Annotated in this window: 21 protein-coding genes; 11 read left to right on the forward strand and 10 right to left on the reverse strand. The window is 28.5% G+C overall.

What is annotated here, in order from left to right; genetic code table 11:
- Positions 1-212 precede the first annotated feature (212 nt).
- Positions 213-1,598, reverse strand: a complete 1,386-nt coding sequence (locus BPP43_RS06750) for a sodium-dependent transporter (RefSeq protein WP_013244535.1) — start codon at positions 1,596-1,598, stop codon at positions 213-215.
- Between the two features lie 140 nt (positions 1,599-1,738).
- Between BPP43_RS06750 and rpoN the strand changes: the two genes are divergently transcribed.
- From rpoN to mnmA, 5 genes are read left to right on the forward strand one after another with little or no spacing between them, the layout of a single operon-like run.
- Positions 1,739-3,007 carry an RNA polymerase factor sigma-54 gene (gene rpoN, locus BPP43_RS06755; RefSeq protein WP_015274534.1) on the forward strand — a complete coding sequence of 423 codons (1,269 nt, stop codon included), beginning with the start codon at positions 1,739-1,741 and terminating at the stop codon, positions 3,005-3,007.
- 19 nt (positions 3,008-3,026) lie between these two features.
- Positions 3,027-3,803 carry a ribosome hibernation-promoting factor, HPF/YfiA family gene (hpf, locus tag BPP43_RS06760; RefSeq protein WP_013244533.1) on the forward strand — a complete coding sequence of 259 codons (777 nt, stop codon included), beginning with the start codon at positions 3,027-3,029 and terminating at the stop codon, positions 3,801-3,803.
- A 40-nt stretch (positions 3,804-3,843) separates the two neighbouring features.
- The gene (locus tag BPP43_RS06765) at positions 3,844-4,308 is read left to right on the forward strand and encodes a PTS sugar transporter subunit IIA (protein ID WP_014932382.1); all 465 of its coding nucleotides are present in this window, start codon (positions 3,844-3,846) and stop codon (positions 4,306-4,308) included.
- Positions 4,308-5,258: an HPr(Ser) kinase/phosphatase gene (gene hprK, locus BPP43_RS06770; protein ID WP_013244531.1), complete on the forward strand. Its 951-nt coding sequence runs from the start codon at positions 4,308-4,310 to the stop codon at positions 5,256-5,258. The genes BPP43_RS06765 and hprK overlap by 1 nt, the downstream gene beginning before the upstream one ends.
- 41 nt (positions 5,259-5,299) lie before the next feature.
- A complete protein-coding gene (gene mnmA, locus BPP43_RS06775; RefSeq protein WP_013244530.1) occupies positions 5,300-6,361 on the forward strand; it encodes a tRNA 2-thiouridine(34) synthase MnmA in 1,062 nt (353 codons plus the stop codon).
- Between the two features lie 479 nt (positions 6,362-6,840).
- Here mnmA and BPP43_RS06780 read toward each other — a convergent pair whose 3' ends face one another.
- The 7 genes from BPP43_RS06780 to BPP43_RS06805 form a co-directional block, all read right to left on the reverse strand.
- A complete protein-coding gene (locus BPP43_RS06780; protein ID WP_015274535.1) occupies positions 6,841-7,245 on the reverse strand; it encodes a YbaN family protein in 405 nt (134 codons plus the stop codon).
- Positions 7,246-7,351: 106 nt separating this feature from the next.
- Positions 7,352-7,606, reverse strand: a complete 255-nt coding sequence (gene rpmA, locus BPP43_RS06785; protein WP_013244528.1) for a 50S ribosomal protein L27 — start codon at positions 7,604-7,606, stop codon at positions 7,352-7,354.
- Positions 7,596-7,952, reverse strand: coding sequence for a ribosomal-processing cysteine protease Prp (locus BPP43_RS06790; protein ID WP_014936729.1), 357 nt, complete (start codon positions 7,950-7,952; stop codon positions 7,596-7,598). The genes rpmA and BPP43_RS06790 overlap by 11 nt, the downstream gene beginning before the upstream one ends.
- Positions 7,953-7,958: 6 nt before the next feature.
- Positions 7,959-8,099: a bL21 family ribosomal protein gene (locus tag BPP43_RS12180; protein ID WP_252832426.1), complete on the reverse strand. Its 141-nt coding sequence runs from the start codon at positions 8,097-8,099 to the stop codon at positions 7,959-7,961.
- Positions 8,100-8,142: 43 nt separating this feature from the next.
- Positions 8,143-8,274: a bL21 family ribosomal protein gene (locus BPP43_RS12185; protein WP_015274536.1), complete on the reverse strand. Its 132-nt coding sequence runs from the start codon at positions 8,272-8,274 to the stop codon at positions 8,143-8,145.
- Between the two features lie 87 nt (positions 8,275-8,361).
- Complete coding sequence (locus tag BPP43_RS06800; RefSeq protein WP_015274537.1) at positions 8,362-9,315, reverse strand: peptidylprolyl isomerase; 954 nt, start codon at positions 9,313-9,315, stop codon at positions 8,362-8,364.
- A gap of 157 nt (positions 9,316-9,472) precedes the next feature.
- Positions 9,473-10,120 carry a hypothetical protein gene (locus tag BPP43_RS06805; protein ID WP_014936731.1) on the reverse strand — a complete coding sequence of 216 codons (648 nt, stop codon included), beginning with the start codon at positions 10,118-10,120 and terminating at the stop codon, positions 9,473-9,475.
- A 243-nt stretch (positions 10,121-10,363) separates the two neighbouring features.
- Here BPP43_RS06805 and BPP43_RS06810 point away from each other — a divergent pair, with 243 nt between their 5' ends.
- Positions 10,364-11,245: a fumarylacetoacetate hydrolase family protein gene (locus BPP43_RS06810; RefSeq protein WP_015274538.1), complete on the forward strand. Its 882-nt coding sequence runs from the start codon at positions 10,364-10,366 to the stop codon at positions 11,243-11,245.
- Position 11,246: 1 nt separating this feature from the next.
- On the opposite strand, the gene BPP43_RS06815 is transcribed toward BPP43_RS06810, so the two are convergent.
- On the reverse strand, positions 11,247-11,828 hold the full coding sequence (locus BPP43_RS06815; RefSeq protein ID WP_014932375.1) for a thymidine kinase: 582 nt from the start codon (positions 11,826-11,828) through the stop codon (positions 11,247-11,249).
- A 188-nt stretch (positions 11,829-12,016) separates the two neighbouring features.
- Between BPP43_RS06815 and BPP43_RS06820 the strand changes: the two genes are divergently transcribed.
- The 5 genes from BPP43_RS06820 (at position 12,017) to BPP43_RS06835 (ending at position 16,492) form a co-directional block, all read left to right on the forward strand.
- Entirely contained in the window at positions 12,017-13,687 is a 1,671-nt protein-coding gene (locus tag BPP43_RS06820) for a restriction endonuclease (RefSeq protein WP_014936733.1), read from the forward strand.
- A gap of 61 nt (positions 13,688-13,748) precedes the next feature.
- Positions 13,749-14,426: a DUF305 domain-containing protein gene (locus tag BPP43_RS06825; RefSeq protein WP_015274540.1), complete on the forward strand. Its 678-nt coding sequence runs from the start codon at positions 13,749-13,751 to the stop codon at positions 14,424-14,426.
- Between the two features lie 159 nt (positions 14,427-14,585).
- Complete coding sequence (lpxD, locus tag BPP43_RS06830) at positions 14,586-15,626, forward strand: UDP-3-O-(3-hydroxymyristoyl)glucosamine N-acyltransferase (RefSeq protein WP_014936734.1); 1,041 nt, start codon at positions 14,586-14,588, stop codon at positions 15,624-15,626.
- Between the two features lies 1 nt (position 15,627).
- Positions 15,628-15,801, forward strand: coding sequence for an EamA family transporter (locus BPP43_RS12190; RefSeq protein ID WP_252832273.1), 174 nt, complete (start codon positions 15,628-15,630; stop codon positions 15,799-15,801).
- Positions 15,743-16,492 carry a DMT family transporter gene (locus BPP43_RS06835; RefSeq protein ID WP_252832274.1) on the forward strand — a complete coding sequence of 250 codons (750 nt, stop codon included), beginning with the start codon at positions 15,743-15,745 and terminating at the stop codon, positions 16,490-16,492. Before BPP43_RS12190 ends, BPP43_RS06835 begins: the two co-directional genes overlap by 59 nt.
- 28 nt (positions 16,493-16,520) lie before the next feature.
- On the opposite strand, the gene BPP43_RS06840 is transcribed toward BPP43_RS06835, so the two are convergent.
- Positions 16,521-19,673 (reverse strand): efflux RND transporter permease subunit, encoded by a 3,153-nt coding sequence (locus BPP43_RS06840; protein WP_015274541.1) that lies wholly within the window; start codon positions 19,671-19,673, stop codon positions 16,521-16,523.
- Between the last annotated feature and the right edge of the window lie 653 nt (positions 19,674-20,326).

Consider the following 20,326-nt stretch of genomic DNA (forward strand, 5'->3'; position numbering starts at 1 on the left):
TTATGTATAACAAAATATAAATATTATTTTAGATTGTATATTACAAAGATATAAAACTAAAACCTCGCACTTTTTGGTTCTTTTGACGAAGTCCGCACAGCGAGCTGCGGGAAAAAGAACAAGAAAAATTTAATAAACTTAAAAATTAATAAAAAAAGATAGCACTACTATAAGCACTATCTTTTATAAATCTCAATAATATTAAAAAATATTTATTTCAATACAAATTTATTTAAGTATTCATAAACAAATATAGCAAGTATTATAAGCGGTATAATGTAACTGCTATAAAGTCTTAAATATGCAGGGAATTTAATTCCTTCACCAGTATTAACCTCTTTAAGAAAATTATCAAATCCCCAGCCAAACTTTCTAGTACAGAAGAATAAAGTAACCAAAGCACCAAGAGGAAGTATATTATTACTTACTATAAAGTCTAATAAATCAAGTATTACAGTACCCTCGCCCAAAGGATTAATATGTGATAAAACATTAAAACCTAAAGCAGTAGGCAAGCTTCCAAAGAACACTACGAAAAATAATATTACAGAAACTTTCTTTCTTGATAATCCAAACTTATCCATAGCAAAAGAATATATATTTTCAAATACAGCAATGATAGTAGTAAGAGCAGCCATAGCAAGGAATAAGAAGAATAAAGAGCCCCATAATCTTCCCAAAGGCATAGAGTTAAATATATTAGGCAAAGTAACAAAAGTTAATCCAGCTCCCTGACCAGGATTAACATTAAAAGCAAAACTAGCAGGAAATATTAAAAGACCAGCAAGCAAAGCTACTAATGTATCTAATGCTACAACTATAAGAGCTTCCCCTGTTAATCTTTGTTTTTTATCTATATAGCTTCCAAATATAGCCATTCCTCCCTGACCAACACTAAGAGAGAAGAAAGCCTGTCCAATAGCAGCATAAAATATACCAATAAAACCAGAAAATCCGCCGCCGAATAATTTATTGAAATCAGGAATTAAATAGAATTTTAATCCCTCAACAGCACCGTCTAAAGTTACAGCTCTTATTATTAACACTATAAGCAAAGCAAATAAAGATATCATCATAAACTTACTTGCTCTCTCAACTCCGTTTTGAAGCCCAAAAGAACAAATTAGAATACCTATTAATACACTAACTCCCATCCACAAAATTAAAGTAGAAGGGCTTCCAAGTACGCCATTAAAAAAAGTTCCAATCTGATTAGCATCTAATGAAGTAAACTTGCCAGTTAAAGTAAAATAAAAATAAGCTAAACACCAACCGCATATAGTAGTATAAAACAACATAAGAAGTACATTACCAATAATCTGAACATAGCCTATTTTGTGCCAATGCTGACCTTTTTTCTCTAATTTTAGAAAAGAGTTAGATATATCATGGCCGCCGGCTCTCCCTACAGCAAACTCCATAATCATAGGTATAGTACAAAATGCCACTATAGATATAATATAAAGTACAACAAATGCACCTCCGCCGTACTGACCTGTAATATAAGGAAATCTCCAAACATTACCCATACCTACAGCACAGCCAGCCGAAACAAGTATAAACCCTAATCTGCTGCCAAGTTTTTCTCTCTCTTTCATAAATAATACTCCAATAAAAACATTATGTTTCTATATATAATAATTTAGTATGATATTATATAAAACAAATAAAATCAATAGCTAACACTTTTTAATATACATTTTATTGACAAAAAAATTTACTATTATATACTTTTTTCATGAGTTCATCTATCAATTTATCTACAAACATCAAAACTCAATTAAGACATGAATTAAGATTAAATGCTCAAACAAAATTATGGCTAGATACAATATCAATGCCAGCAATAGAATTAAAAGAAAAGATAGAAAAAGAAATGGAAGAAAACCCTTTCTTGGAATATGATTTTAAAAATACTAGTAATAAAGATATTGATAATATAATAGAGAACACACTTCAAAGCGAGGGAGAAAGCCTATTTGAACACCTTAAAACACAAATAAATATAGCATTTGACAATAAAAAAGATATAGAATTAGCAGAACATATATGCAGTTTTATAGATAAAGAGGGATATATAAAAACACCATACGAAACAATATCAGAAACTTTGAATGCAAATATAAAAGATGTACAGAGAATAATTAATATATTAAAAACCTTTGACCCATTAGGAGTTTGTGCGAAGGATATTGGAGAATGTTTATCTATACAGCTTAAATCGAGAGATGATATAGAAGAGAGTATAAAAGAAATAGCTATAAAAATAGTAGAAAACTTCTTAAAAGAGCTTGGAAGTAAAAATTATGATTATATAGCAAATGAAATTAATATTACTAAAGATAAAGTACTTGAAGCTCTAAAGATAATACAAACATTAGAGCCCTACCCTGCAAGAGAATATAACACTACACCTATAAAATATATAGTTCCTGAAATTTTTATATTCAAAGAAAACAATGAGTGGGTTGTAAAAACTAATGAAAGCTTTATAAAACCCTTGAAAATTAGCAAAAAATATAGTAAACTAATAAATGAGGGGAAAAATAGTAGTAGAGAAGATATAAACTTTTTGAAAGAAAAAAAGAAAATGGCTGAAAGTTTAATAAATGCCGTTGGTGAAAGAAAAAAAACACTATTAAAAGTAGGCGAAGGATTATTAAAATTTCAACTTCCTTTCTTTGAAAATGGAAAAGAGTTTGTAAAGCCCTTAAAATTACAAGATTTATCATTGGAAGTCTCTTTAAGTGAGTCCACAATAAGCAGAATATCAAATGGTAAATACTTAAATACAGTTTGGGGTACTTTTTCTATAAAATATTTCTTTTCAAAAGAGCTTAAAGGTGGTGTATCATCAAGGGCTGTGAAAGAAATAATAAAAAGAATAATAAAAGACTCCCCCGCTAAATTGACTGATGAAAAAATAAGGCTGATATTAAAAAGCGAAGGTATTGATATATCAAGAAGAACAGTTGCTAAATATAGGCTTTCATCATCAATATTATAAAAACCAAAGGAGAAATTTTATGCATCAAAACATTATAGGTAAAAATGTGAGAATCACTAAAAACGTAAGAGAACATATAGCTAATAAGATGCAAAATATAAAAGTTCATTCTGATAAAATCATAGATGCTAATATCATATGTGAGCATATACATGAAGAATATATAGTTCAAGGTACTATTACTTTCGGTAAACAAGTATTCCATGATAAAGAAAAAGAAAAAGACTTGTATGCAGCAATAGATACAATGTTTCAAAAAATAGAAAGAAAGGTTAGAAAATCTAAAGAGAAAAATATAGATAAATCTCAAAGAGCTGTAGTTGATAAAAGTGTACAAACTGAAGATGATGCTTCTTATTCTATAAATACAGTATCTTTGTATGAAAAACCTTTAGATGAAATTGATGCTCTTGTTATATTTAATCATGATAAGAGACCGTATCTTGCTTATTTCCCTATAAAAAGAGAAGAAGATTTGTACAGTGTAAAAATAGGTAAATATCCTTCTTACTTATTTAAAGGAAATGATTCTAAAACTTATGAAATATATGAGAGCGATGATTCTAATTCTTGGAATATAGATGAAGTAAGTTTAACTAGCGACAATAATATAGATGCTAGTTCTAGCAAAAAATATGAATTAAAAGAATACAATGTGAGTGAGGCAGTAAACTACTTAACAGAAAACAACAATGAAAAATTTGTAGTATATGTAAGCAGTGTTACAGGTCAGGTAGAAGCTTTATATAAAGAATCAGATATATCTTTTACTTTAATAAGAATATTTGAGATATAATTTTTTATAAATTAATACTATTTTGGAGGGCTTAATAAAAATGAGCTTGATAGACTATATCAACAAAGATGCAATAATGATAGATGTTCAAGAGACAGATAAAGAACGTTTGCTCTCTAAAATGGTAGAAAGGCTTAATGAATGCGGTCTTTTGCTGAGTAAAGACGAAGCAGAACATTCAATTATGGCTAGAGAAAAACTCATGAGCACAGGGGTTGGAAATGGCATAGCTATTCCACATGCTAAAACTGATGCTGTAGACAAGATAGTTTTAACTGTTGCCACAATAAAAAATGGAATAAATTATAAATCTGTAGACAAGAAAAAAGTATTTATAGTTTTTATGCTTCTTGCTCCTAAAGATTCTGCATCAGAGAATTTAAAAGTATTAACTACAATAGCTAAAATACTTAGAGACAATAGCCATTTTGTAGAAAAACTTATAAACACAGATAAAAATGAAGATATAATATCTCTTATCGCTAAAGAGGAAATGAAATTATAATGCCTAAAAAAATAAATGTTGAAAAATTCCTTGAAATCAACGAAAACAGAAACAACATATTAAAAATAAGAAGATTAACTGGTTTAATTGGCATGAAAAATGAAATATACAGCTGCGATGTCAACAGACCTGGTATGGCATTATTTAGATACTTTCAGGATTTTGCTTTTGAAAGAATACAGATATTCGGAAAAGGCGAAGGAAATTATGTTGTAACTTTAGACAAAGAAAATAAGACTGATATATTTGAAGAGATGCTTTCTTATAAGATTCCTATATGTATATTTACTTATGGGCTTGTACCGCCTGAATCTTTTATAGAAATTGCTAAAAAGAATGATATATGTGTTATTGTTACTGAACTTCCTACTAATGAGTTTGTATTATCTATGCAAAACTTAATAGAAGAGGAGTTTTTAGAATCTTTTAGAGTTCATGGCGGGCTTGTTGAGGTTTTTGGAGTTGGAATTTTAATATTAGGTAAAAGCGGTGTTGGTAAGAGTGAGGCTACTTTAGAGCTTATATATAAAGGTCATAGGCTTATAGCAGATGATACTGTTGAGTTTAAAAAATTAAAAGACGGCAGAATTATTGGTAAAAAACATGATGTTATTAAGCATAAAATGGAAGTAAGAGGTATTGGAATAGTAGATATAAGCAGGCTTTCTGGTATGAGTGCCATTAGAGATAAAAAAAGGCTTGATTTGGTGATTGAGCTTGAACAGTGGAAAGATGATGAGCAGTATGACAGAATGGGGCTTTATGATAAAACTTATAATATACTAAACACTGAAATACCTTATATAAAATTGCCTGTGCGTGCCGGAAGAAACATATGTATATTAATAGAAACTGCCGCTAAAAACTTACGTTTAAAAGAGATGGGCTATAATAGTGCTAAAGAATTGGATAAAGATTTAATAGAAGCTATGCAAAAAAAAGGTTCATAAAAACAAACATATCTATTACATTAAAAAAGGATTAAAAATATATGTCAAAAATAGCTGTTGGTATGAGTGCAGGAGTAGATTCTACAACAACGGCAAAGCTTTTAAAAGAACAGGGTAATGAAGTTTTTGGAGTTACAATGCTTCTTTGGGACGGTGATGAGAGAGCTCCTTTAGCTGGTTCTTGTTATGGTCCTTATCAAAATAAAGTGGTAGAAGAATGCAAAAAATATGCCGCTCAAATTGGCATTGATTATTATGCTTTTAATGTTAGTGAATTATTTCAAAAAAAAGTAATAGATTATGTAAAAGATTCATACAAAAAAGGTCTTACCCCAAACCCTTGTATAATGTGCAATAGAGAAATTAAGTTTATGGCTTTATTTGATGCCATAGAAAAAAGCGGTTTAACTTTCGATAAATTTGCTACCGGACATTATGCAGGTGTGAGATATGATGAAGAGGAAAAAAGATATATACTTTTAAGAGGAAAAAACCACATCAAAGACCAATCTTATTTTTTATATAGATTAACCCAAGAGCAATTATCAAAAATAATGTTTCCTATGTATGAGATGACTAAAGAAGAGACAAGAAGCTTAGCAAGAGAGTATAATCTTATTGATGTGGCAGAAAAAAATGATAGTCAAGACTTTTTTGCAGGTGAATATCATAGACTATTTGATGAGGATTTAGAAGGAAATATTGTGCATATAGAAACTAATGAAATATTAGGTAAGCATAATGGAATATGGCATTATACAGTTGGGCAGAGAAAAGGACTTGGCATTGCATACAAAGAGCCTCTTTTTATAATATCATTAGACAGCAGCACTAACACTGTTTATGTTGGAAATAAAAATCACACCATTATAGACAAAGTTACAATATATGATATAAACTGGATAGTAAACAAAAGAGAAAAAGAGTTTACAGCATTAGTAAAAACAAGAAGTGCCCATAAAGGTACTATGGCAAATGTTGTGCCAATAGATGATAACAGAATAGATATACATTTTTTAGAGCCTACAGGTATAGTAGCCAAAGGACAATCATGCGTTTGCTATGACGGCGAGATTACATTGTGCGGCGGAATTGTATATTAAAATAATATTTTCTATCAACTTTTTCTTGTTCTTTTTCCCGTAGCAAAAAGAACCAAAAAGTGCAAGTGTTTTAACTTTGTATGTTAGTAAATACATAAATAAATGTAAAATATTTAATATATGGATATAAAAAGCTATACTTTATTAAATGCAGTTCTTTTGGTTCTTTTATACCAATAAAAGAACTGGGGGCGTGTACCCTAAGGGCACGCTTCGCAGGGGGCAAAGCCACCACAAACAAAAAACTTAATAAATATTTTTTGGTAAACTCAAATCAATATATTCTAAAATAACTATATTTTGTTATATGATTATTTTATTCAACTTTTCCCGCCTTCGCTCTGCGGATTTCATCAAAGTTTTCGCCCTTCGGGCACTCTTCGCGAAAGTACAAGTGTTATAGCAAAATTCCTTAATTCTGGTAAAGCCAATAATATAAAATAAAAATATAGTTATTTATTACTTATATACTGAAACAATCATTCCTCTTCTTGATAGCTTATTCGCATCTTACTTAGCTCTTCATCTGAAACTGTTCTAATCTGCGTAAAGAAATAAACATATTTTGAAATAAATAATATCACCAAAACTATACGAGCATATATATTATCTACTAAAATGAATGTTATTATAAGCATGCAGCTTACAGGTATAAGTATTGTTAATTTTCCTTTTAGAGTCATAGCCCTTGATTTTACAAAGCTCTCTAAATATTTTTTGTATAATTTTGTAGATAAAAACCAATCATGAAATCTTTTAGAGCCTTTAGCAAAGAAAAATGAAGCCAAGAGTAAAAAAGGTGTTGTAGGTAAAATAGGCACAACTATACCAATAGCCCCTACTCCAAGAAATATAAATCCTAAAACTATAAATAATATTCTCATAAAATAATTATCCTCTTGGTTTAAATATAACAAATAAACAAAAATATCCCACTCTTAAAATAAGAATAGGATATTAATAAAAATAATATATTTTAAGTGTATAATATTATTCAGCTATTACACTTATAGTTTTTTTACCAAACTTATTAGTGTGGAATTTAACAACACCATTAGCAGTTGCAAAAATAGTATGGTCTCTGCCTATATCAACATTTTTACCAACATGGAATTGTGTACCTCTTTGTCTAACTATAATGTTACCAGATACAACCTTTTCTCCACCATAAACTTTCACACCTAAACGTTTAGATTGACTATCACGTCCATTTTTTGAACTTCCGCCACCTTTCTTATGTGCCATTTTTTAACTCCTCTTTATATTTTACATAGTCGGGATACTCTTTAATAAGAGATTTTATACCTAGTAAATACCCTCTACTAACTGTAATATACTCATAAGCTTTTTCTTTGTTAAGTTTATCAAACCCAATCAATTCAAAGCTTAAATATCCATCATTAATTTTATGTTTAATACTCTTACTGCCAACTATTTCAGTGAGAGCATTAAGCATAGCCTGAGATAAAGCACTCAAAGCTATACATACCTCATAACCTTCACCAGACTTTTTTATTCCAGCATGCCCTTCTATAGTAACTTTTATTATAACACCATCACTATTATAAACAACACTGAATAAAGAAGACATTATATATTAAGCTAATGTAATATCTTCTATAGTGATTTTATGATATTTATGTCTATGACCTGTTTTTCTTTTATAATCTTTTCTTCTTTTGTGTTTACCTATTACTACTTTATCACCTTTTAAGCTTTCAACTATTTTAGAACTTATTTTTACTCCATTTACATAAGGTGTACCAACAACTACACTTTCATCATCTTTTTTTAGAAAGGAGCGTTTTTATTTCTGGTGATTCTTTAGCATCATCGCCCAAATATTCTATTAAGATATCTTGTCCTTTTTCTATTTTGTATTGTTTTCCCTTTACTTCTACTATTGCATACATGATGGTTTTTCTCCATTTATATTAATTTTAAAATTCTACTATTACATGAGTAATATATTATACTATATTTTTACAATTCTGTCAACACTATTTATATAACTTTATAGTAACTCTTTTAGTTTCATCATCGAGCCATTTTACAAAAGAATCTCTCATACGAATCTCGCTTAGGTAGTTTTTTACTCTTGTGCGAATACTATCCATATCCTTTTGTATTTCTACTATTTTTACTATATAAAAGCCTTTACCAACCAACTCACGAACTGAGCTCACTGTACCTACTTTATATCCTCTCTTTGCTAAAGTAAGACCAGCATTTACCTGTGCAGGCAAAGAACGTTTTCCTGCATCATATAAAAGATTATAGCCCAAATCTCCGCCATAATTCTTTGTTTTTTCATCATCGCTATATTTTTTAGCTAACTCAGCAAAATCATTACCTCTTGCCGCCATACCTCTAACTTTATCTGCCAATTCTTGCTTTTCACCTTTTTCTGTAAAAGTGGTCGCTTTGAAAAATATCCAAGAAAGCTTTACTAAAGTATCTACCTCAAAGGCTGTTTTATCTTTACTATTATTATAATACTCATCTGCCTCAGCATCTGTGATTTCTGTATTATTTACAACAAGTCCGCTCAAATTTTCCATAGCTATTTGTTTTTTTATGGAATTACGGTATTCGTCATATGATATGCCTTCTGCTTTTAACTGTTTAGCAAATTGGTCTAATGTAAGATTATACTGATTAGCAATGTTCTCAAGACGTCTGCTTACATCATTTTCTTCTATAACATAATTATATTCTTTAAGCTTCAAATACATTATTCGCTCTTCAACTAAATCCTTGTAAACCATATCATCATTAATTTTTTTACCAATAGACCTAGCCTGAAGAGATAAAAAAGATTTCCTACTTACAAAATCTTCATAAGTAATTGGAATAGAACCAACAACTCCAACTATACTATTAACTACATCATTAAATAAAATATTACTGTAAAAAACGAATACAGATAAAATAAGCAAAATCTTTTTTTTCAATATTCTCTCCTTCTAATACAATTATTAACCAAATTGAAAATAAATCATAAAAAGAAATTTTTAGCTAATAGAATTATAATATATTATTTAAAAAAATAAATAAGAGGACCATTAAATTTTTAATAGTCCCCTAAATATATTTATTTAACAATAAAAATTAATTACCGAAGTGAAGTCCTACGCTAAGACCTATACCTAAATCAAGGTAACTAGTTACAAAATAACCCATAAACAACTGATCAACTTTATAAGTCATAGGAAGCATGTAGTCTACATATAAATTAAGTCCAACTACAAAAGCTAACTGTCTAGATATAAAGAATCTCTGTTCTACAAAAGTTTTGAAATAAATACTTATAGGAGGAGGAGTCATAGTAAGTACTATATTTGGAGCATATATTAAAGCTTTAGCAGCAACCCCAACACCCAAAACTGTATCTCTAGGAATTAAGCTATTAACATTTCCAATTACAAATTTAGTTGTAAAACCTAATCCCATACTTAGACCGCTTTCTTTATTAACTATTTTTTTATCTCCAGGATAAGTGATACCTATAGTAGTTTGCTCTATCATAACATCACCTAAAAGGCTTATACCTTTTAATCCGTTTTGCATAGGAAGCATATATCCTATTTGAACAGAAAGGTCTGGTCTTACTTCTGTTGATCCATTAATTTTTACAGTCTGAGAATCCAAAATTGGAAATCCAGTTACAGCACTAAGCTGTCCTATAACATCAACTTCAAATGCTGGAAAAACTGTACTAAAACTCACTAAAAAGATTACTAAAATTAGTTTTTTCATCATTGTCTCCTAAAAATACTAATTACCTATACTTAATTAAAGTATAATAATATTTAATGCTTTAGTCAAGTATTATTTTTGTATAGGCTTTCAATATAATAATAATACATATATTTATCGGATTTTTTTTATAAAAATAAAATTCCATATACAATAAAAGTAAAAAAAATCACTTTTTTTTCATTATGCTTGAAAAACTACAACTATTTATTATAATTAAATAGAGTTTTTTTGGAGAAACATATGAAATTTGTATCTTATTTAGAATGGAATAACACTGAAGCAATAGGAATTTTAACTAAAAATGAACAAAATGTTATACCTATAGCAGATATTATACCAGAGTTTAAAAATTATAATATGATTAATTTTATAGAAAATTGTAATAAAGAAATACTAAATAAATTAGAAAAAGAAATAGATACTTTCAAGCAAACTTATTCAATAGAAAAACTTCAATTACTTTCACCTATCACAAAGCCTATACATGATATAATATGCGTAGGAGTAAATTATCAAGACCATATTAACGAAGTAAAAAATAATATTAATGATGTACAAAACACAAAACCTGTATATTTCTCTAAAAGAGCTATTTATATAATAGGACATAATCATAATATAAATGCAAGATTAGATTTAGATGAAGCATTAGACTATGAAGCAGAGTTAGCAATTATAATAGGTAAAAAAGCAAAAGATATAAAAGCAGAAGAAGTAAATGAATATATATTCGGATATAGTATTTTTAATGATATATCTTCAAGAAAAATACAAAAAGAACATTCTCAATGGTATAAAGGAAAAAGTTTAGATACTTACAGTTCAATGGGGCCATGCATAGTATATAAAGATGATATAAAAGATGTAAATAACTTAAATATAAAATCAACTCTAAACGATGAAATAAGACAAAACTCAAATACAAAACATATGATACATAATATATATGAATTAGTAAGCGATATATCTAAAGGAATGACACTAGAACCAGGAGATATAATAGCAACCGGCACACCTTCTGGAGTTGGTATGGGATTTAACCCTCCTAAATATATGAAAAATGGTGATAAAATAACTTGCTCTATAGAAAATATTGGCGAGCTGACTAATTATGTTAAATAAATTATAAGTTTAATTTAACTTCATCTTCACCCTCATAGCAGTACCTGCATACGCATTTATATATATCATCTCCTATCACAATTCTATCAACATCTTTAACTATTCTTTTTGAATATATCCCCTTTCTTCCGCAATCACATTTTCCAAAAACCTTTATATGCACATCAATCAAATCTTCTTCAATCAAACTGCTCACACTCTCCCAATAATTCCTCTTAAAATCCATATCCAAAGAAGCTATGTAAAAATCTATATTAATATTATTTCTTGAAAAATCTTTTATTAGTTTAATAAACTCAGAAGTTTTATTTAAAAAGCAAAACTCATCAATACCTACAACATCATAATTAGATAAATAATTTTCTATATTTGTAAATTTATCCTCTAATTCCTCTTCAGTTATAATATCTATTCTCTTGTCAAATACAACATTTTTATCCCTGCAAAAATACCCCCTATAAGAAATATTAGGATATATAAATAGTATCTTAATATCACTTTTTTCCATAAGAAGATAATCCAAAGTCTTTATTAAATATTTTGACTTCCCTGCAAACATGGGACCTGTTATTAAATAATTCATAGAAATATAAAACCTAACTAAAATAAGTAAAAAATTAAAATAGATTTTATCAAAAAAAACACTTTTTGCAAGTAAAACTATAAAACACAAACTTCTAAAAAATATTTTATAATCTTTAACTTTATTTAAAATAAAAAATAATATAAAATATTTTTGAAAAAAATAGTGAAAGGACAAAAAGATAATTTATGAATAATATAGTTATATATTTAATAATCTTAATAGCATTAGCTTTCTTTACATTTATCTTAATAAAAAAAATAATAGCAAATAAAGATACTAAAATAGGAAAAGTATCAGCAAAATTAAACAAAGAGAGAATATTAGAATTAAAAAAAAGAGTTGCTAAAGATGAAAATGATTATGAGGCAATATATGAACTTGCAATGTTGGAAGAAAATATAGGAGAGAATGAAGAAGCATTAAAAAAATATGAACAATTAATGGATATAGGATATTTAAGAGGAAAGGCTCAGATTGATGCTGCAAAAAAATTGGAGGAAAAATACTATTCATTAGGAAATAGAGAAAACACATTAAAATATTCTGCTATTGTATTTAAAATAGACCCTAAAAATACAATATATGCTATAAAGGCTGCAACTATATTAACATACGAAGGAAATTTTAAAATAGCTTGCGATTATTTTTCTAAAGTATTATCTTCAAAAGATGAATTTGATATTGATAATATTAAAGCAGCAGCTTTTGCTTTTTATAAAGTAAAAGATTATAAAAAAGCTCTTACATTTTTAGAAATGCTCTATAAAAAAGTAAATAAAGAAAAAACAAACAAAGAACTATCTAAACAAATAGCTAAATCTTTAATTTCACTATACTTAATATCTGAAGAAATCAATATAGCAAAATCTTTTTTAGAGATAACACTTGCAGATAAATCTCTCGATGATAAATATATATTTGATTTGGATAAGTTATATTTATTTATATTATACAAATTAGAAGATAATAAGCAATTTAAAACATATTATGATAAATTGTATTCAATATATAAAATTCCTCAATTTGATAAAAAAATATCAACTTTAATATTTGATTACGCATTCTATTCATATTTTTTAAGAGACATAGAATTTTCAATACAATCTATCAGAGCGGTAAAATCATTCAATATAGAAGAGTTTAATATCTATGACCTTGATAAAATATTAAGCTACTTATCTGAAATATATAAAGCATCAGACCAATTAAATAAAATAAAAGATTCAGGTTCATACTATCTTCAAAAATACAAAAATGATAACTTTGAAAACTATATAGATAAAGATTTAACAGCTTTTTGGGATAAAACAATTAGTTTATGGGAAGCTTCTTTTATAGATTTTGATTATATATCCACTTTAGTAGAAACAACATCTACAATTAATACTGATTCTATATTAAATCAATTAAAAATATCTATAAATGAAAATAAATCAAACACATTTAGCACTACCAATAAAATAGATAAAATATTTAAAATGAGTATGCTTGATTTTAAAAAGGTTTGCCAAAACATAATAAAAAATAAATTATCACATTCTATAGTTCAGGAATACACAGGCGAAAAAGGAAAAAACAGTTATGGAGATGAGGTAGATTATTTAGCATACAACATGAAAAGCAGTAAAAAAGATTTAACTTTAATATCTTTCAAGAGATGGAATAATGTTGAAATTGGCGAGCTTATGATTAGAGACTTTTTAATGCTTGTTTCTGAGGCTGGTGCTAAAAATGGAATATTAATTGTACCAGTAGACCTCACAAGCAGTGCTAAAAGCTTCGTACTTCATAACAATAGAATAGAAGTTTATTCTAGGGCACAATTTAATAATTTTTTAAAAGATGAATCTATATAATTTTACCATTTATGTAATTAAGATGTTATAATAGTACATTTTATTAAAGGATATTTACATAATGAAAAACTTTTTAACTATAATTACTATTATAATGATGTTAGTTTTTACTGTTTCTTGTAATCAAAAAACAGATACAACTCCTGCAGCACAAACTAATAATGCAGAAAATACTCATAATGCACATGCTGCTCATAATGCATCAGGCTCTAAGATAATAGATGCAATGCATGCTCCTATGATGGCTCAGGCTTTTGAGAAAACTAAAAATATAGATGTTGACTTTTTAGTTAATATGATACCTCATCACCAAGGTGCTATAGATTCTTCTAAAATACTTCTTGAGACTACTACAAATGAAACTCTAAAAACTTTGGCTAATAATATTATACAAGCTCAAGAAAAAGAAATAAAAGAGTTTACTGCTTTAGTAGATGAATTAAAAGCAAAAAATACAGATTATAGCGATATAGATACTGTTGCTTTTGGTGATGAAGCAGAAAAAATAATGAATGATATGATGATGGAAATGTCTATGATAGAAGTTAGTGCTGATAATGATATAGATTTCATTAAAGGAATGATACCTCATCATCAAGGTGCTGTTGATGCTTCTAAACAAATATTAGCTTATACAAAAGATGATAAAATTAAAGAGATTGCTAATAGAATAATAGCTGACCAAGAAAAAGAAATAGCTGATATGAACAATTTATTAGCTTCACTAACTTCAAAATAATAATAGTAAATAATACAATATTAAACGCTATGGATTTTATTATCTATAGCGTTTTTTATTTTTTAAAAAATATAATAAGAAAAATATAAATTTGCAAAAAAACATATTTATTTATAAAATGAAATAACATTTTTTAATAAATTTGTAAATGGAGCTAACATGAATATTAAAGATATTTCTAAATTTTTGAATGCCATAAAAATACTAGGAGATGATAATATTAATATAACAACACTCTCTCCTATTAATGATATATCAGAAGGCTCTATAGTTTGTGTTGATAATAATAAATACATAGAAACAGCTTTAAATAGTAAGGCGAGTGCAATTATTTTAAGAGAGGATTTAGCAAACACTATAGAAGATTTTAAAAAGAAAACTGCTATTATACATGCAAACCCTAAAGAAGCATTTATAAAACTTCTCTATATTTTATTTGAAGATAAAAAATATCCATTAGGTACAGTAGAAAGTACTGCCGTTATAAAAGATAATGCAAAAATAGATAAAGAAACCTATATAGGAGATAATGCCCATATTGGAAAGAATGTAAAAATTGCTAAAGGAAGTGTAATAGAGAGCGGAGTATTTTTGGGAGATGATGTTGAAATAGGAGAAAACTGCATTATACATTCAAATGTTTCTATACATGACAGATGCATAATCAAAAACAATGTTATAATAGGTTCATCTACTGTTATTGGCAATGATGGTTTTGGATTTTTTGAAGTTAATGGAAAGCAGATGAAAATTCCTCAAAGGGGAAATGTTGTAATAGAAAATGATGTTGAAATAGGTGCTAATGTTTGTATAGATAGGGCTACTTTAGGCTCTACAATTATTAGAGAGGGCGTAAAAATAGACAACTTAGTGCAAATTGCTCATAACTGCGACATAGGAGAGCATTCTATCATTGTATCACAAGTTGGAATTGCAGGAAGCAGTAAATTAGGTCATCATTGTGTGCTTGCAGGACAGGTTGGTTTGGCTGACCATGTTACTTTGGGAGATAGAGTAATATTAGGCGGACAAAGCGGTGTTATGTCTAATGTAAAAATAGAATCAAACTCTATTATGCTTGGCTCCCCTGCTCAAAATATCAACAGAGAAAAATTAAAAATGATAGCAGAGCAAAAACTTCCTGAATTAATTAGTTTGGTAGAAGAGCGTTTTGATGTTAAGATAAGAAGAGCTAAATAAAATGATTAATGTATTATTAGTAATTATAGCTTCTATTGCCTATGGTTTTCTTCCAATATTTACAAAAAATATTATAAGAGAAAATTATTCATCTGTAGCTATAGTTTTTTACAGATATGCTTTTACAGCAATATTTTTTATTTTTTATAATACTCATAAGAAAAAAAAGTTTTAAAATAGATAAAAGACAATTTTTTGAATTAATTTTATTTAGTATAATAGGTCTTGGCTTAACATTTTTCTTTTTATCGCTTTCTTTATTATATATATCAGCAGGGCTTACCAATATGATTCACTTTGGATATCCTGTTGTAGTAATTATATTAATGGCTATAGTATATAAAGAGAAAATTAATATATTAAAAATAATCTCTGTAATTTCTGCGGTTATTGGAATAGTGCTTTTAACTAGGGTTGTGGAAGTAGAATCTTTTAAGGGTGTAATATATGCTTTAATAACCACAGTAACATACGGAGTTTATATTATATCAAACAAAAAGGCTTCATTTGCCAAACTTGATACTATGGTTTCGCTTTTTTATATGTCTTTATTTGTATCTATAGTATTTTTTATATTTGGTATAGCAACTAATAGCCTAAAAATGATTGACAGCATAAATGTATTTAATAATTTCCTTGCTACATCTCTGCTTTGTACAATATTTTCTTTAGGTCTTTTGCTTTATGGAGTAAAACAATTAGGCTCTTCACTTGCCTCAATATTAAATATGTTTGAACCTACAACCACAGTAATAGCTTCTATATTTATTTATGATGAAACATTAACCATAAATATATTATTTGGTTCAATACTAGTTGTAATGTCCACTATATTTATGATAATGTCATCAAAAATAAAAACTTAAAAAACAAATAATACTCTATAAAAAATTATTATTTACCTGTTACAGTTATTGTATCATAATTAGAAAAGTCATTTCTGCTTTCTAAATCTTTTTTATCATAATCTTTTAGAGGTATTTTATTTCTTATAGCAGCATAAACTGTAGGAACTATTATTAAAGTAAACATAGTTGAAAGTAAAAGCCCTCCTAACACAGCAATAGATAAAGGCTGATACATTTCATTTCCGCTTCCTCCAGATAATGCCATAGGTAAAAGCCCTAGTATTGTTGTAAGTGTTGTCATAAGTACTGGTCTTAAACGTCTAGGTCCAGATTCTAAAGCAGCCTCATCTCCGCTAACATGTTTTTCATGCATAAGCTGATTCATATAATCTATAAGCACAATACCATTATTTACTACAATACCAATAAGCACTATAAAACCTATACCGCTATACACGCTTAATGTTTGCCCGCTTATAAATAATGCTATTAATGAACCTGCAAACCCAAATGGAATAGCTAATGCTATAACAAAAGGAGCAATAAACGATTCAAACTGACTTGCCATTATTGCATAAACCAAAACTAATGCTAATATCAAAGCCTGAAGTAATTGTAAAAATGCTTCGTTCATATCCTCAAAATCTCCAGCATAATTAATGCTAAATCCTGAAGGTATAAATACTTCATTTTTTATTTTTTCTTGAACATCAAGCATTACATCGCTTAAGGCTCTATTATAAGCTGAAGCTTTTATACTTGTTATTCTTGTGCTGTCTTTTCTCTCTATCTCTGTAGGTCCGTAGCTTTTTTCCACTGTTGCTATTGATGATATAGGCACTATTCCTGATGTTGTTGGTATCATAAGTCTTGATATATCATCTATATTAAGTCTGTCAGGTTCACCCAACTGAACATTGACATCTATATCTGTAACATCAGAATTGTCTGGTGTCATGGTTGTTGCTGTTGTTCCTGCAAAACTTGTTTTAATGATATTTGCTATAGTGTTAACATTTAATCCCATTTTTGCTGCTAATTCTCTATTAATATATACTTTTAATTCTGGGTTTGAATCATCTCTTGTAAGTCTTGGCTCTCTTATCCCTTCTATGTCGGATATTGCATTTATTATATTGTTTGCTATTTCTGTTGCTTTATCTAAATCATCGCCTACAAGCTCTATTTCTATTTCTTGCCCGCCTGTGCCTCCGTTTCTTCCGCCGCCGCCTATACCTGAAGTACTTATTGCTGCTATATTTATTTGAGCTGGGTAAGATGATAATACATTTCTTGTAAGCTCTATATATTCATAAACAGACTTTTCTCTTCCTTCGCTTTTATCTCTTAACTGCACTCTTATTTCAGCAGAGTTTTCTTCTGAACCTGATTTTACTCTTGACTGCATTCTGTCAAAATCTTCCCCTATTACTTCTTGTATATCTGTTTCCATTCTGTTTACAAAAGACTGAGTTTGTTCTGATTTTGTACCCACTGGCATTTTTACATCTATTTTAAATTGACCTTCATCTGAAGTTGGAAAACCTTCTTTTCCTATAAATGTTAAACCAAACACTATTACAGCAAGTATCACGCTTAAAGAAGAAATTAAAACTTTCTTTTTATTTTTTATAGAAAAGTTAAGCATAAAAGAGTATATATTATTAACCCTATCGTGAAATTGTTTATTAACAAAATTTTCTATTGGTATTAAAAATTGAGTTTTTTTATTCGTTACAAGTCTAGCTCCAAGCATAGGAACAACTGTAAGAGCAACAAATAAAGAGCCTATCATTGAAACTGTTACAGTGATACATAAATCTTTAAAAAGCTGCCCTGTTTGACCTTCAACAAAAAGAAAAGGCAAAAATACAGCTATTGTTGTAAGTGTTGAAGCTGATATTGCTAATGCCACTGTAGAAGTTCCGTTTATGGCAGAAGAATATTTCCCGTATCCGCTATTTCGATAAAAGAATATATTTTCAAGCACTACAATGGAGTTATCAACCATCATACCAATTCCAAGTACAAGTCCTGATAATGAAATAATATTTAAAGTTATTCCCATAAAATACATTAATGTAAATGTAATAATTATTGATATTGGTATTGATATTGCTATTATAGAAACTGTTTTTATATTCCACAAATAAAGCATAAGTATTATAACAGCAAATAAACTTCCCTGCCAAGCTGTTTCTAATACTCCGTTTATAGATTCATTTACATTGTCAGCACTGTTGAATAATATTTCATATTTTATGCCTTCTGGAAGATTCAAATTTTCTAATTGTTTTTTTACAGATTTTGATACATTAACAGAGTTTCCTCCAGATTCTTTATTAACAGATACCGATATAGCAGGCATTCCATTTATTTTTACTATCTCAGAATCGTCGCTGTATCCTTGATAAACTCTTCCTATGTCTTTTAATTTTATGGGTGTATCATTAGTTTTTAATGCTACAACAGTATTTTCAATATCTTCTACAGTTGTAAACTCACCCATTGTTCTTATAGTATATTTATAAACTCCTTCGTATGTGTCTCCTCCTGATAGGTTTTGATTTTCTGATGACAAAAGAGAAACTATGCTGTTAATATCCAAACCATAAGCATGAAGACGGTTTAACACTAAATCAACTTTCATTTCTGTTTTAAGTCCGCCTCTAATTTCTGCTCTTGCTACTCCTGATGCTTGCTCTATTTTATTTAATATTTGATTGTCTATTAAAGTATATAATGCCCCTAAATTATCTGTACCAAAAAATGCTATTTCCATTACAGGCATCATATCTGTAGAAAATTTAAATACTGTAGGGCTTTCTGCATCATCTGGAAGAGAGTTTTTTATGCCGTCTATTGCCTCTCTTACATCGGCTGTAGCAACGGCTAAATCTGTACCCCAATTAAACTCTATAAATACACTTGACTGACCTTCTTCTGAAGTAGAAGTTATTGAATTAATGCCGCTTACTGTAGCAACTGCATTTTCAACTACTCTAGTTACTGATTTTTCTACTTCTTCTGGGCCTGCATTCTCGTATTCTGTTCTTACTGTAATATAGGGAAGCTCCATATCAGGCAAAAAATCTACTGCTAATTTTGTTAAACTTACAAAACCTAATATTAATACAGCCACTATACACATAAAAACAGCTACAGGTCTTTTTACTACTAACTCTATAAAACTCCTCATTCGCACTCCTTCTTATATAGTATGTATACATATTGTTGTATAATTTTAGACGAATAAGGTTATAAAAAAGTTTTAAATTAAGTTATGTATTAGAGTGTATTTGTGTGAATTTTTATTAAGATTTTTTAGCTAAAATTTAGGTTTTACACCACATTTAATACATATTCCTAAGATATTAGATATAATATGTGCATTTTTTGCAACTTTGACGAAGTCCGCAAAGCAACCGTAGGAAGTTCCTTCGGTATTGGTATAAAACAACCTTATATCCTTCGTATACGCTTCGCGAAGAACTGCATTTTTATTATAAATTTCATAATTTAATTGTACATTAAAATGCACTCCCCCGCACGTCTAAAGGGCTATGATTAAAACAGAGTATTGTCGTGCGGCAAGCTGCTACGGCGAGTAGTGGTACAGCTCGTACGCGGGAAAAAGTTGAATAAAAAAACTTATTATATATCTAAAAATTTTAAGTTTATCAATTTTTGTTTTTATATTTTGGGGACCAGCCCCCAACCCCCTACTTCTTTTGGTGACCCAAAGAAGCAAAAAGACTGCAATTTTAATCTAAAAAATACATATTGTTTTTTATTATATATATTGGCAACATATAAATTCGTACTTTTTGCAACTTTGACGAAGTCCGCACC

It is taken from the genome of Brachyspira pilosicoli P43/6/78, from assembly GCF_000325665.1.
Classification (GTDB): domain Bacteria; phylum Spirochaetota; class Brachyspiria; order Brachyspirales; family Brachyspiraceae; genus Brachyspira; species Brachyspira pilosicoli.

What these genes read in the sequence shown, in the direction of transcription:
- rpoN (WP_015274534.1), top strand. Translation starts at nt 1,739, where the DNA reads ATGAGTTCATCTATCAATTTATCTACAAACATCAAAACTCAATTAAGA.
- BPP43_RS06790 (WP_014936729.1), bottom strand. Translation starts at nt 7,952, where the DNA reads ATGTCTTCTTTATTCAGTGTTGTTTATAATAGTGATGGTGTTATAATA.
- BPP43_RS06765 (WP_014932382.1), top strand. Translation starts at nt 3,844, where the DNA reads ATGAGCTTGATAGACTATATCAACAAAGATGCAATAATGATAGATGTT.
- BPP43_RS06750 (WP_013244535.1), bottom strand. Translation starts at nt 1,598, where the DNA reads ATGAAAGAGAGAGAAAAACTTGGCAGCAGATTAGGGTTTATACTTGTT.
- mnmA (WP_013244530.1), top strand. Translation starts at nt 5,300, where the DNA reads ATGTCAAAAATAGCTGTTGGTATGAGTGCAGGAGTAGATTCTACAACA.
- hpf (WP_013244533.1), top strand. Translation starts at nt 3,027, where the DNA reads ATGCATCAAAACATTATAGGTAAAAATGTGAGAATCACTAAAAACGTA.
- BPP43_RS06805 (WP_014936731.1), bottom strand. Translation starts at nt 10,120, where the DNA reads ATGAAAAAACTAATTTTAGTAATCTTTTTAGTGAGTTTTAGTACAGTT.
- BPP43_RS06810 (WP_015274538.1), top strand. Translation starts at nt 10,364, where the DNA reads ATGAAATTTGTATCTTATTTAGAATGGAATAACACTGAAGCAATAGGA.
- BPP43_RS12185 (WP_015274536.1), bottom strand. Translation starts at nt 8,274, where the DNA reads ATGTATGCAATAGTAGAAGTAAAGGGAAAACAATACAAAATAGAAAAA.
- rpmA (WP_013244528.1), bottom strand. Translation starts at nt 7,606, where the DNA reads ATGGCACATAAGAAAGGTGGCGGAAGTTCAAAAAATGGACGTGATAGT.
- BPP43_RS06835 (WP_252832274.1), top strand. Translation starts at nt 15,743, where the DNA reads ATGCTTTTACAGCAATATTTTTTATTTTTTATAATACTCATAAGAAAA.
- lpxD (WP_014936734.1), top strand. Translation starts at nt 14,586, where the DNA reads ATGAATATTAAAGATATTTCTAAATTTTTGAATGCCATAAAAATACTA.
- BPP43_RS06840 (WP_015274541.1), bottom strand. Translation starts at nt 19,673, where the DNA reads ATGAGGAGTTTTATAGAGTTAGTAGTAAAAAGACCTGTAGCTGTTTTT.
- BPP43_RS12190 (WP_252832273.1), top strand. Translation starts at nt 15,628, where the DNA reads ATGATTAATGTATTATTAGTAATTATAGCTTCTATTGCCTATGGTTTT.
- BPP43_RS06780 (WP_015274535.1), bottom strand. Translation starts at nt 7,245, where the DNA reads ATGAGAATATTATTTATAGTTTTAGGATTTATATTTCTTGGAGTAGGG.
- BPP43_RS06815 (WP_014932375.1), bottom strand. Translation starts at nt 11,828, where the DNA reads ATGAATTATTTAATAACAGGTCCCATGTTTGCAGGGAAGTCAAAATAT.
- hprK (WP_013244531.1), top strand. Translation starts at nt 4,308, where the DNA reads ATGCCTAAAAAAATAAATGTTGAAAAATTCCTTGAAATCAACGAAAAC.
- BPP43_RS06820 (WP_014936733.1), top strand. Translation starts at nt 12,017, where the DNA reads ATGAATAATATAGTTATATATTTAATAATCTTAATAGCATTAGCTTTC.
- BPP43_RS06825 (WP_015274540.1), top strand. Translation starts at nt 13,749, where the DNA reads ATGAAAAACTTTTTAACTATAATTACTATTATAATGATGTTAGTTTTT.